This window comes from Staphylococcus lutrae, assembly GCF_002101335.1.
In the GTDB taxonomy this organism is placed as follows: Bacteria; Bacillota; Bacilli; order Staphylococcales; family Staphylococcaceae; genus Staphylococcus; species Staphylococcus lutrae.
The window spans coordinates 1530317-1543276 of record NZ_CP020773.1; the positions used below are offsets into that span (position 1 = coordinate 1530317).

A 12960-nucleotide genomic window follows, 5' to 3' on the forward strand; every position below is an offset into this window, starting at 1 on the left:
AAAAGGTCAAAGTCAGCTCTATAATATAGTCAAAGATGGTCAAAAGGGGTGATACCATGCATAATATGTCTGACATCATAGAACAATACATCAAGCAATTGTTTGAAGAAGCGCAAGACGATGTTGTGGAAATTCAACGTGCACACATTGCACAGCGATTTGATTGTGTGCCTTCTCAGTTGAATTACGTCATCAAAACACGCTTTACGAATGAACATGGTTATGAAATAGAAAGCAAACGTGGTGGCGGTGGCTACATTCGAATTACTAAAGTGGAGACGAAAGACCAAAACAATTATATTAAACGATTAATCGGCTTGATTGGCCCTGCCCTTTCGCAACAACAAGCTTTATATATTATTGATGGTTTGTTAGACAATGGTTTAGTCACGGAGAGAGAAGCCAAGATGATTGCAGCAGTAGTGGATAGAGAAACGTTGAAAATGGATGTAGCTTCAAGAGATATCATCCGAGCCAATATTTTAAAACGGTTACTTCCTGTCATTAATTATTACTAGAAGGGTGATGTGCGATGAAAATCGATAAACGAGTACTTGAGAAGCAACACAAAGACCAACATGAACATTTGAACGTTCGTATGTATGATCAAACGGGTGACGAGTCATCCGATGCACAGTGGCATGAAGGCGATGATGTTGAAGGCACTTTTGTGATTCAACAAATTTTACAACATTTGGCAGCAAAACATGGGCTGAGTGTCGATCAAGTGGTTTATCGAGAACAAAAACGTTGCCCGAATTGCCAAATGACGTTAAAAGATATTGCACATGTCGGCAAGTTCGGATGTCATCAATGTTATCAGACGTTTAAAGAAGATGTCTATGATATCGTAAGACGCGTACAAGGTGGGCATATCGAACATGCGGGTAAATGTCCGAAATCAGCGCAACATCAACGTGCAATCAAAAAGCAGCTCGAAGCCAAACGTGCGCGCCTTGATCAGTTAGTGGCGCAACAAGCATTTGAAGAAGCGGCTGTCGTGCGTGATGAGATTCAAGCGCTTGAGCGACAAAGTGAGGTGTCCCGACAAGATGGTGAATAACTTGGATCAATACATGAGCCATTGGATGAAAAAGGTCAATGCACAACCTGTGATTATGTCTTCACGTATTCGCTTAGCGCGCAATCTTGAAAACTATGTGCATCCACTGATGTTTTCATCTGAAGAAGAGGGACATCGCGTGATTAACGAAGTACAAGATGTGTTGACGGATTTGAAGGTATTGCGCTTAGATGAACTCGATCAATTGAGCAAGTATAAGCTCGTGGCGAAACATCTAATTAGTCCGGAGCTAACGAAACAACCGGCTGCTGCGGTGTTGCTGAGTGAGGATGAGTCGATTAGTGTCATGGTGAATGAAGAAGATCATATTCGAATCCAAGCGATGGGTAATGATTTGTCTTTAAACGAATTGTATCAAAAAGCGTCAGAAATTGATGATACGTTAGATCAGGCAGTGCAAGTGAGTTATGATGAACAACTCGGTTACTTAACGACGTGTCCAACAAATGTAGGAACAGGGATGCGTGCGAGCGTGATGTTGCATTTGCCGGGGTTATCCATTATGAAGCGAATGAATCGCATTGCGCAGACGATCAACCGTTTCGGCTTTACGATTCGTGGGATTTACGGTGAGGGCTCACAAGTTTATGGTCACATTTATCAAGTTTCGAATCAAATGACTTTAGGAAAAAGTGAGCAAGAAATTATTGATGCATTGACGGAATTAGTCAATCAAATCATTCATGAAGAGCTCGCATTGCGCGAACGACTCAATGCGCATAATCATATGGAAACATTGAATAGAATTTATCGTTCATTGGGTATATTAAAGTATGGTCGCCTCATTTCAGTGGAAGAAGCATCATATCGCTTAAGTGATATTAAGTTAGGCGTAGATTTAGGAATATTAGATATGGAGAATTTTCGATTTAATGAATTAATGGTCGCGATACAGTCACCATTTTTAATAGATGAGACGGATGAGCAATCAATAGAAGCCAAACGCGCAGAGATTTTAAGAACTTATATATAATTAGGAGGTTGGCATATGTTATTTGGAAGATTAACTGAACGTGCGCAACGTGTGTTAGCGCATGCACAAGAAGAAGCAATTCGCTTGAACCATTCCAATATTGGGACGGAACATTTACTACTCGGTTTAATGAAAGAACCTGAAGGCATTGCTGCGAAAGTATTGGAAAGTTTTAACATTACTGAAGAGAAAGTCATTGAAGAAGTCGAAAAATTAATTGGACACGGTCAACAGCAAATGGGGGCGCTACACTATACGCCACGTGCGAAAAAAGTAATCGAATTGTCTATGGATGAAGCACGTAAGTTACAACACAATTTTGTAGGGACAGAACACATTTTACTTGGATTGATCCGTGAAAATGAAGGTGTGGCTGCCCGTGTATTCGCGAACTTAGACCTTAATATTACTAAAGCACGCGCGCAAGTAGTCAAAGCTTTAGGCAGTCCTGAAATGTCTAATAAAAATACGCAAGGTGCGAAAGCGAATAACACACCGACTTTAGATGGATTAGCCCGTGATTTAACGGTCATTGCTAAAGATGGCACATTAGATCCTGTCGTAGGACGTAATGCGGAGATTACACGTGTGATTGAAGTGTTGAGTCGTCGTACGAAAAACAACCCTGTATTGATTGGTGAACCGGGTGTAGGGAAAACAGCCATTGCAGAAGGGCTTGCCCAAGCGATTGTTAACAATGAAGTACCTGAAACACTTAAAGGGAAACGTGTAATGTCATTAGATATGGGAACAGTTGTTGCAGGGACAAAATATCGCGGTGAATTTGAAGAGCGTTTGAAAAAAGTGATGGAAGAAATTCATCAAGCTGGAAATGTGATTTTGTTCATTGACGAATTGCATACCCTTATTGGTGCTGGTGGTGCGGAAGGTGCGATTGATGCGTCTAATATTTTAAAACCTGCATTGGCACGTGGTGAATTGCAATGTATTGGTGCCACAACGTTAGATGAGTATCGGAAACACATTGAAAAAGACGCAGCCCTTGAGCGTCGTTTCCAACCTGTACAAGTTGCTGAGCCGAGCGTAGCGGATACGATTGAAATTTTGAAAGGATTGCGCGATCGTTATGAGGCGCATCATAGAATCAATATTTCAGATGAAGCCATTGTTGCTGCAGCTAAGCTCAGCCAGCGTTATGTACAAGACCGCTTCTTACCGGATAAAGCGATTGACTTAATCGATGAAGCGAGTTCAAAAGTACGTTTGAAAAGTCATACAACACCAACGAATTTAAAAGAAATTGAACAGCAAATCGAACAAGTGAAGAAAGAAAAAGATGCGGCAGTCCATGCTCAAGAGTTTGAAAATGCCGCAAACTTAAGAGATAAACAAACGAAACTTGAGAAACAATATGAAGAAGCTAAAAACGAATGGAAAAACAATCAAGGTGGCGAGCATACAACGTTAGTCGCTGAAGATATTGCAGAAGTCATTGCCGGTTGGACTGGAATTCCGTTGACACGCTTGAATGAAACAGAGTCGGATCGCCTGCTCAAATTAGAAGAGACATTGCACGAACGTGTCATTGGTCAAAATGATGCTGTCATTGCGGTTTCTAAAGCAGTTCGTCGTGCACGTGCGGGATTAAAAGATCCAAAACGTCCAATTGGTAGCTTTATCTTCTTAGGACCTACAGGGGTCGGTAAAACAGAGCTTGCGCGCGCTTTAGCAGAAGCGATGTTTGGAGAAGAAGACGCAATGATACGTGTGGATATGAGTGAATTCATGGAGAAACATGCGGTCAGTCGACTCGTCGGTGCCCCTCCAGGATATGTGGGTCACGATGATGGTGGGCAATTAACTGAAAAAGTTCGCCGTAAACCGTACTCTGTCATTTTATTTGATGAGATTGAAAAAGCACATCCAGATGTCTTTAACATTCTATTACAAGTACTCGATGATGGACATTTAACAGATACGAAAGGACGTCGAGTAGACTTTAGAAATACAGTGATTATTATGACATCTAACGTCGGTGCACAAGAACTCCAAGATCAACGCTTTGCCGGATTCGGTGGTAGTTCGGAAGGACAAGATTACGAAACAATTCGCAAAACGATGATGAAAGAATTGAAAAATGCGTTCCGTCCTGAATTTTTAAACCGTGTTGATGATACGATTGTCTTCCATAAATTAAATAAAGAAGAATTGAAAGAAATTGTTACGATGATGGTCGGTAAGTTAACACAACGCTTGTCTGAACAAAATATTAATATCAATGTGACAGAAGCCGCAAAAGATAAAATTGCTGAAGAAGGCTATGATCCAGAATATGGTGCGCGTCCATTGATTCGTGCCATCCAAAAAACCGTGGAAGATAACTTGAGTGAGTTGATTTTAGAAGGTAAAGAATTGGAAGGTAAAAATGTCACTGTAGATTATGATGGTGAATCATTCCAGTATGACATTCATGAACGTGAAGCAGATGAAGATAAAGCAGTCACAGAAGCATAACATGTGAAAAAAGAAAGAATCTGAGATTAAAACAACTCAGCCAATCATAAAACCCGAGATACCCGTCCTCTATACGGGAAGGTCTCGGGTTTTTGCCGTGATGATCAATCGGACGAATAGGATGTGTAATCATCCATAAGGCTCGTCCGCTTTTCGTTTTTAATTATGAGGATCATTCATCTACAAAAGATAAAATGACTTTGCAAGATCATAAAAATGCGACCTAAAGGTTTGCCGGGGTTGCACCAGATGTACATTAAATGATCGCATCATAAATGGTATCATTAATCATATTAATGACGTGCTTTAACTTTTAGGCATTTTTCACGCAACTGGACACCATTTCAAGCGACGAGCAAAGCGTTCTTTAAATCATGATTGCAGGATGACGTGTAGGATAAACAACAACATTTGTCATGAACCGCTTTCGAGTATAAAATAGATATGTTATATGAAGAGATGGAGGTGTCGGGGTGGCAAAAAAGAAAACGATATTTGAATGTACCGCTTGTGGTTATCAATCACCGAAATGGATGGGAAAATGTCCGAACTGTGGGGCATGGAATTCAATGGAAGAATCTTTTGAACAAAAGACAACCAGTCCGAAACATGGGGTACGCTCAGAGAAAGCATCAACAGCAAAGATACAAAAATTGCATGACATCAAGCAAGAACTCGCACCACGGATTCAAACGAATAGCGGTGAATTGAATCGTGTGCTCGGTGGTGGCATCGTAGAAGGTTCTCTCGTCCTCATTGGTGGGGATCCAGGTATCGGAAAGTCAACTTTATTACTACAAATGTGTGCGGCGTTATCACAAGAGAAAAAAGTACTGTATGTCACAGGGGAAGAATCACTCAATCAAACTAAAATAAGAGCAGATCGATTGGATGAAGATGCAAGCCAATTGAATGTTTTTGCTGAGACGGATTTGGTGGTTATTCATGAAGCGGTGAAGCAGTTAGAACCGGATTTGATTGTTGTGGACTCCATTCAAACCATCTATCATCCGGAAATTAGTTCTGCACCGGGATCTGTTTCGCAAGTCCGTGAAAGCACGCAAAGTCTGATGCATATTGCTAAACAAATGAACATTGCGACGTTTATTGTAGGGCATGTGACAAAAGAAGGCCAGATTGCGGGGCCGCGTTTACTCGAGCACATGGTGGATACGGTACTGTATTTTGAAGGAGATGAGCATCACGCATATCGTATTTTAAGAGCAGTTAAAAACCGCTTCGGCTCGACGAATGAGATGGGGATCTTTGAAATGAAACAATCGGGATTGAAAAGTGTAATGAATCCCTCAGAAATGTTTTTAGAAGAACGATCAACTAATGTTGCGGGTTCTACGATTGTTGCGACAATGGAAGGGACACGCCCGTTACTTATTGAAGTGCAAGCATTAGTGACACCGACAACGTTTAATAATCCGAGACGTATGGCGACGGGGATCGACCATAATCGCCTTAGCCTATTGATGGCGGTATTGGAGAAAAAAGAAGGCTATTTACTTCAACAACAAGACGCCTATATTAAAGTGGCTGGAGGCGTGAAGTTGTCCGAGCCGGCAGTGGATTTGAGTATCATTGTTGCAACGGCGTCTAGTTTCAAAGATCAGGCAGTAGATGGTCTGGATTGCTTTATTGGTGAGGTAGGACTTACAGGTGAAGTCAGACGTGTATCAAGAATAGAACAACGTGTGCAAGAAGCAGCAAAATTAGGTTTCAAACGTGCAATTATTCCTAAAAATAATATTGGAGGATGGCATTTTCCGAAAGGGATTGAAGTGATAGGCGTTACCTCAGTGAATGAAGCGTTAAAATACGCATTAAAATAATTGGAAGGAGGGGTAATGACATGGATTTTATTAAGTTATGGGTTGTTTTATCATACATTATGATTGGTAGTGTCTTAGGTATTGTTTTAATTCCTGAACTTTTTACTGATTTTCATATCAATCACCCTCCCGTGATGGAAAATAGCTATGTGACTGCGTTAATGGGTATTATGACAGTGTTTATCTTGTTTGGCTGGTTTATTCCACGTATTGCTTATGCAATCAAAGATATAGAACAATATATTTTAAGTTACAGTGCGATTGAGATTATCTTTGCAACGATTGGGTTGTTTATGGGCTTACTGATATCGGTGATGGTGTCCTTTATCCTAGAATTCATTGGGACGAACTTTATTAACCGAGTCGTGCCCATCCTACTCACGTTAAGTTTAGGTTATTTAGGGTTTCAATTTGGACTCAAGAAGCGTGATGAAATGCTGTTGTTTTTACCGGAAAATATGGCGCGTTCGATGGCAATCAACGCCCGCAATGCAGTGCCTAAAATTATCGATACGAGCGCCATTATTGATGGGCGTATTTTAAAAATTATGGAAGCGGGCTTTATTGATGGAGAAGTATTGATTCCTCAAGGGGTTATCAATGAGCTTCAAATGGTTGCAGATTCGACGGATAGCGTGAAACGAGATAAAGGGCGCCGCGGTTTAGAAATCTTAAACTCGGTGCACACATCGAAGCACCCTACGCGTATCATTCATCCGCAACGTAGTCATCATGATATTGATGACCTTATTGTTCGTTTAGCACAACACTACCGAGCGCATGTGATTACGACAGATTATAATTTGAACAAAGTATGTAGCATTCAAGGGATAAAAGTGTTGAATGTGAATGACTTATCTGATGCAATACGACCAGAAGTTCATCAAGGAGATCGATTTGACTTAATGATTACAAAGGTTGGCAAAGCGCCGGGGCAAGGTGTCGGTTACTTTGATGATGGAACAATGGTTGTCGTTGATGATGCGAAACAATATGTCAATCAAACGATTACACTCGAAGTGATTAGTATGTTACAAACTGCATCAGGGCGAATTATTTTTGCGAAAAAGGTGGAAGTATAAATGGCAAATTATCACGTGATTATACCGGCCGCGGGCACGGGAAAGCGGATGGGACGTTCGTATAATAAGTTATTTATCGACGTGTCGGGACGCAGTATTTTGGAACATACGATAGCGGTTTTTCAGGCGGATTCCCATTGCGAGAGTATTCATCTGGCCATTCACCCGAGAGATGAACAATCACTTCAGACATTGATTAAACCTTATGATAAAGTAAAGGCTCTAGTTATCGGAGGAAGTGAACGCCAAGACAGTATTGCACGTGTGATACAAAGTGTGTCATTTTCGGATGAAGAGGTTGTCCTAGTCCATGACGGTGCGCGCCCTTTTGTTAAACATGAGACGATTCATGAAGTGACAACCGCGATTCAACAATACGGGGCTGCAATTGTAGGGGTTCAGACTAAAGATACTATTAAACGTGTGACACAGCAATTCGTCGCTGAAACGTTAGATCGTACGACGTTATGGCAGGTGCAAACCCCTCAAGGTGCCACTTTTGGTAAGTTGAAGGCAGCTTATGAACACGCGCGGAAGCAACAAATTACGGGGACTGATGATGCCTCGCTTCTGGAAGCAAATGGACAGCGCGTCTATATGGTTGAAGGCGATTACGATAATATTAAATTAACAACAGAAGAAGATTTGACTTATGCTGAAGCAATATTAGAAAAAAGGAGATGATGTGAAGATGTTTAGAGTGGGCTTAGGCTATGATGTGCACGCATTTGATGCAACACGGCCTTTGATTATCGGGGAATTGAAGTGCCACATACACATGGATTAAAAGGGCACAGTGATGCGGATGTATTGCTACATGCGATTACAGATGCGATGCTAGGTGCATGTGCATTAGGCGATATCGGTAAGTTGTTTCCAGATACAGATCCGCAGTTTAAAGATGCGGATTCGAAAAAGTTGCTGACTGAAGCATACATACAAGTGAAAAACGAAGGCTATGTCATCAATAATATTGATGCAACAATCATTGCAGAACAGCCGAAATTCAGACCTCATATTGATCGTATGCGCGCAGTGATTGCTGAATTGTTTGAAGTTGAAGTCGCACGTGTCAATGTGAAGGCAACAACAAGTGAAAAACTCGGATTCACTGGGCGTCAAGAAGGCATCGCAGCACAAGCGATTGTTTCCTTAAACGCGAAAGTGTAATCGGAACGCCACATGCATAAATGAACATGACATGCTATAATGAAACAATTGAAAAACGAAACAGGAGTGAACGAAATGAGTAACCGAGTGAGAGTAAGATATGCGCCAAGTCCGACAGGTTATCTGCATATTGGTAACGCACGTACGGCATTGTTTAACTATTTATTCGCCAAACATTATGACGGAGATTTTATTATCCGTATTGAAGATACAGATACACAACGTAATTTAGCCGATGGGGAATCATCACAATTCGAGAATTTGAAATGGTTAGGTCTAGATTGGGATGAATCTGTAGATCAAGATAAAGGTTATGGTCCTTATCGTCAATCAGAGCGTGGAGACATTTATCGCCCATTAATTGAACAGTTATTAGCTGAAGACAAAGCTTACAAATGTTATATGACGGAAGATGAATTAGAAGCAGAACGTCAAGCACAAATTGCACGTGGTGAAATGCCACGTTATGGGGGCAAACATGCGCACTTGACAGAGGCGGAGCGCCAACAATTTGAGGCTGAAGGACGACAACCTTCTATTCGTTTCCGTGTTCCTCAAGATAAAACGTATACGTTCAATGATATGGTCAAGGGGCCTGTATCATTTGAATCAGACAATTTTGGGGATTGGGTTATCGTAAAAAAAGACGGTATTCCGACGTATAATTTTGCGGTGGCAGTAGACGACCATTATATGGAAATCTCAGACGTTATCCGTGGCGACGACCACATTTCTAATACACCTAAACAATTGATGATATATGAGGCGTTTGGTTGGACACCGCCGAAGTTTGGACATATGACGTTAATTGTTAATGAGCAACGCAAAAAGCTCAGCAAGCGTGACGGTCAAATTTTACAATTTATTGAGCAATATAGAGATTTAGGATACTTACCAGAAGCGTTATTTAATTTTATCGCTTTGTTAGGCTGGTCTCCAGAAGGGGAAGAAGAAATTTTCTCTAAAGATGAATTGATCAAGATGTTTACTGAAAAACGTTTGTCTAAATCGCCTGCCTTTTTCGATAAACAAAAATTGGCGTGGATTAACAATCAATATATGAAAGAAAAAGATGCGGATACAGTGTTTGAAATGACATTACCGCACATGATTAAAGCAGGATTGCTTCCTGAGTCACCATCAGAGTCTGAATTGGATTGGGGACGTAAATTGGTTGCACTCTATCAAGAACAAATGAGCTATGCCGGTGAAATTGTACCATTATCTGAGTTGTTCTTCCGCGATGAGAAAGAATTGGATGAGGCGTCACAAGAAGTACTTAACGGTGAACAAGTGCCAGAATTGATGCAAGTCCTCCATAGTAAATTGACGACACTTGAAAACTTTGAAGCGGCTGAAATTAAAAAGACGATTAAAGAAGTCCAAAAAGAGACAGGGATCAAAGGAAAGCAATTGTTCATGCCAATTCGTGTAGCGGTCACAGGACAAATGCACGGTCCGGAATTGCCAAATACGATGGAAGTACTAGGCAAAGAAAAAGTCCTCGGCCGTATCCAAAGCTTATTATAAAATGCGCATTAACGGTTTTTAAACTTGATATCATATTAGAAATCGACTACTATAAAAGTGGAATTGAATAAAGGACAAGTAAGCAAATGGCGTGTAATCAGAGAGTGTACGGTGGGTGGAAGTACATCGCAAAATTTGTTGAATGCACCTTTAGGATAAAAAATTAAATGATGAATTGAGTGAGTATATTTGTCCAATCAACCATTGGCGATATACTAATTAAGAGTGGAACCGTGCGTATGAGCACCTCTGACATTGAATATGTTAGAGGTGTTTTTTTAAATCATCATGCACAGGGTCTTACTGAGTATGAAAGCTGTGACAAAATGCTTTGGGCTTGAAACAATCAAACGCATGTCATGTGATTAAAAGGAGGGATGATTGTGATACGACGGATGATAGATGATGTCAAAATGGTATTTGAACAAGATCCAGCAGCACGCTCAACTTTAGAAGTCATTACAACATATGCAGGTTTACATGCGGTGTGGAGTCACTTGATTGCGCACCGTTTGTACAAGAAGAAACGTTACACACTTGCACGTGTGATTTCACAAATTTCCCGCTTTTATACTGGAATTGAAATCCACCCGGGAGCTAAAATTGGACGACGTTTATTTATTGACCACGGCATGGGTGTTGTGATTGGTGAAACATGTACGATCGGCGATAATGTGACGATCTATCAAGGTGTGACACTGGGCGGTACTGGGAAGGAAAAAGGAAAACGGCATCCGGACATTGGGGACAATGTTTTAATTGCAGCGGGCTCTAAGGTGTTAGGTAATATTAAAGTGCATTCAAATGTGAATATTGGTGCGAATTCTGTTGTGTTAAGCGATGTGCCGAGTTACTCGACGGTGGTGGGTATACCGGGTCGGATTGTTAAGCAAGACGGAAAACGAATTGGGAAAACGTTTGATCATCTCGATTTACCAGATCCAATTTATGAACAGTTGAAGCAGCTTGAACGACAACTTGAACAAACTAAAAATGGAGAGATTAAAGATGATTACATTATATAATACATTAACGCGTCAAAAGGAAAAGTTTAAACCAATTGAACCAGGCAAAGTAAAAATGTACGTGTGTGGGCCGACAGTATATAATTACATTCATATCGGGAATGCACGCCCAGCAATCAATTACGATGTGGTTCGTCGTTACTTTGAATATAAAGGTTATGAAGTGAACTATGTCTCTAATTTTACAGATGTGGATGACAAATTAATCAAACGGGCGCAGGAGTTGGGTGAGACTGTTCCGGAAATTGCAGACCGTTATATCAAAGCGTTTCATGAAGATACTGCCGCATTAAATGTAAAACCAGCCACATGTAATCCACGGGTAATGGATCATATGGATGAAATTATTCAATTTATTCAAAAACTAGTGGATGAAGGTTTTGCTTATGAGAGTGGTGGAGATGTTTACTTTAGAACACGTAAGTTTGAAGATTACGGTAAGTTGAGTCATCAATCTTTAGATGATTTAAAGGTAGGCGCCCGGATTGAACAAGGTGAAAATAAGGAAGATGCGCTCGACTTTACGCTTTGGAAAAAAGCAAAGCCGAATGAGATTAGTTGGGATAGCCCGTTTGGTGAAGGGCGTCCGGGTTGGCATATCGAATGTTCAGTTATGGCATTTGAAAAATTAGGGCCAACAATTGACATTCATGCGGGTGGAAGTGATTTACAATTTCCACATCATGAAAATGAAATTGCACAATCAGAAGCACATAATCACGCACCGTTTGCAAATTACTGGATGCATAACGGCTTCATTAATATTGATAATGAAAAGATGAGTAAGTCTTTAGGGAACTTTATCTTAGTTCACGATATTATCAAAGAAGTCGATCCTGATGTTTTACGCTTTTTTATGATTAGTGTGCATTACAGAAGTCCAATCAATTATAATTTAGAGCTTGTCGAAGCGGCTAAAAGTGGCTTGGCGCGTATTCGTAACAGCTACGACGCTTTGAATGCACGTGAAGCGGTAGCGACGAATTTAACTGATGATGGGGCAATATTAACGCAAATCGAGCAGATTTTAGCGCAGTTTGAAACAGTCATGGATGATGATTTTAATACAGCGAATGCGATTACCGCGTGGTACGATTTAGTTAAGCTTGCGAACAAGTATTTGTTAGAAGACCATACGTCGACACAAGTCATTCAGCGTTTTAAAGCTGTATTTGAGACATTTAGTGACATTTTAGGGGTGCCATTGACTTCGAATCAAGGGGATATGCTACTTGATGAAGAGATTGAAAAATTGATTGAGGCACGAAATGAAGCGCGAAAAGCGAAAGATTATGCACGTGCAGATGAAATTAGAGCACAGTTGAAAGCACAAAACATTATATTAGAAGATACGCCACAAGGTGTGAGATATAAACGTGGATAAAAGGGTCAATATTACGTTGCTCAACCCACTATCATTAGCCTATGTCGGCGATGCGGTACTCGACCAATACGTACGAACGTACATCATCTTAAAACTTCAAAGCAAACCGAATCGGCTCCATCAAGAGGCGAAACGATTTGTCTCTGCTAAAAGCCAGGCGGAAACGTTAATGCGTTTAGTAGAGAATGATTGGTTTACTGATGAAGAGTACATGATTGTGAAGCGTGGACGCAACGCCAAAAGTTATACGAAAGCGAAGAATACAGATGTCCAAACGTATCGGAAAAGTTCGGGTTTAGAAGCAGTACTCGGTTTTTTATATCTAAATCAACAAACAGAACGATTGGAAGCATTATTAAAAACCATTGTTGAATATGTGGAAGAAAGGCGTTGAAA

The 12960-nt window shown here is 40.7% G+C and carries 11 protein-coding genes and 1 pseudogene; all 12 read left to right on the forward strand.

The window, feature by feature from the left end:
• The first annotated feature begins 56 nt into the window (after window positions 1–56).
• Entirely contained in the window at window positions 57–518 is a 462-nt protein-coding gene (locus B5P37_RS07025; RefSeq protein ID WP_085237544.1) for a CtsR family transcriptional regulator, read from the forward strand.
• A gap of 14 nt (window positions 519–532) precedes the next feature.
• The gene (locus tag B5P37_RS07030) at window positions 533–1063 is read left to right on the forward strand and encodes a UvrB/UvrC motif-containing protein (RefSeq protein WP_085237545.1); all 531 of its coding nucleotides are present in this window, start codon (window positions 533–535) and stop codon (window positions 1061–1063) included.
• Window positions 1053–2057: a protein arginine kinase gene (locus B5P37_RS07035; RefSeq protein WP_085237546.1), complete on the forward strand. Its 1005-nt coding sequence runs from the start codon at window positions 1053–1055 to the stop codon at window positions 2055–2057. The genes B5P37_RS07030 and B5P37_RS07035 overlap by 11 nt, the downstream gene beginning before the upstream one ends.
• 15 nt (window positions 2058–2072) lie before the next feature.
• Complete coding sequence (locus B5P37_RS07040) at window positions 2073–4532, forward strand: ATP-dependent Clp protease ATP-binding subunit (RefSeq protein ID WP_085237547.1); 2460 nt, start codon at window positions 2073–2075, stop codon at window positions 4530–4532.
• Between the two features lie 473 nt (window positions 4533–5005).
• A complete protein-coding gene (gene radA, locus B5P37_RS07045) occupies window positions 5006–6373 on the forward strand; it encodes a DNA repair protein RadA (RefSeq protein ID WP_085237548.1) in 1368 nt (455 codons plus the stop codon).
• A 20-nt stretch (window positions 6374–6393) separates the two neighbouring features.
• Entirely contained in the window at window positions 6394–7455 is a 1062-nt protein-coding gene (locus B5P37_RS07050) for a PIN/TRAM domain-containing protein (protein WP_085237549.1), read from the forward strand.
• Window positions 7456–8139 (forward strand): 2-C-methyl-D-erythritol 4-phosphate cytidylyltransferase, encoded by a 684-nt coding sequence (gene ispD / locus B5P37_RS07055; protein WP_085237550.1) that lies wholly within the window; start codon window positions 7456–7458, stop codon window positions 8137–8139.
• A 7-nt stretch (window positions 8140–8146) separates the two neighbouring features.
• Window positions 8147–8625: pseudogene (gene ispF / locus B5P37_RS07060) on the forward strand (2-C-methyl-D-erythritol 2,4-cyclodiphosphate synthase).
• Window positions 8626–8700: 75 nt separating this feature from the next.
• Window positions 8701–10155, forward strand: coding sequence for a glutamate--tRNA ligase (gene gltX / locus B5P37_RS07065; RefSeq protein ID WP_085237551.1), 1455 nt, complete (start codon window positions 8701–8703; stop codon window positions 10153–10155).
• Between the two features lie 377 nt (window positions 10156–10532).
• Window positions 10533–11180, forward strand: coding sequence for a serine O-acetyltransferase (cysE, locus tag B5P37_RS07070; protein ID WP_169710794.1), 648 nt, complete (start codon window positions 10533–10535; stop codon window positions 11178–11180).
• Window positions 11164–12564 carry a cysteine--tRNA ligase gene (gene cysS / locus B5P37_RS07075; protein WP_085237553.1) on the forward strand — a complete coding sequence of 467 codons (1401 nt, stop codon included), beginning with the start codon at window positions 11164–11166 and terminating at the stop codon, window positions 12562–12564. The genes cysE and cysS overlap by 17 nt, the downstream gene beginning before the upstream one ends.
• Window positions 12557–12958 carry a Mini-ribonuclease 3 gene (locus B5P37_RS07080; protein ID WP_085237554.1) on the forward strand — a complete coding sequence of 134 codons (402 nt, stop codon included), beginning with the start codon at window positions 12557–12559 and terminating at the stop codon, window positions 12956–12958. The genes cysS and B5P37_RS07080 overlap by 8 nt, the downstream gene beginning before the upstream one ends.
• Window positions 12959–12960: the final 2 nt, after the last annotated feature.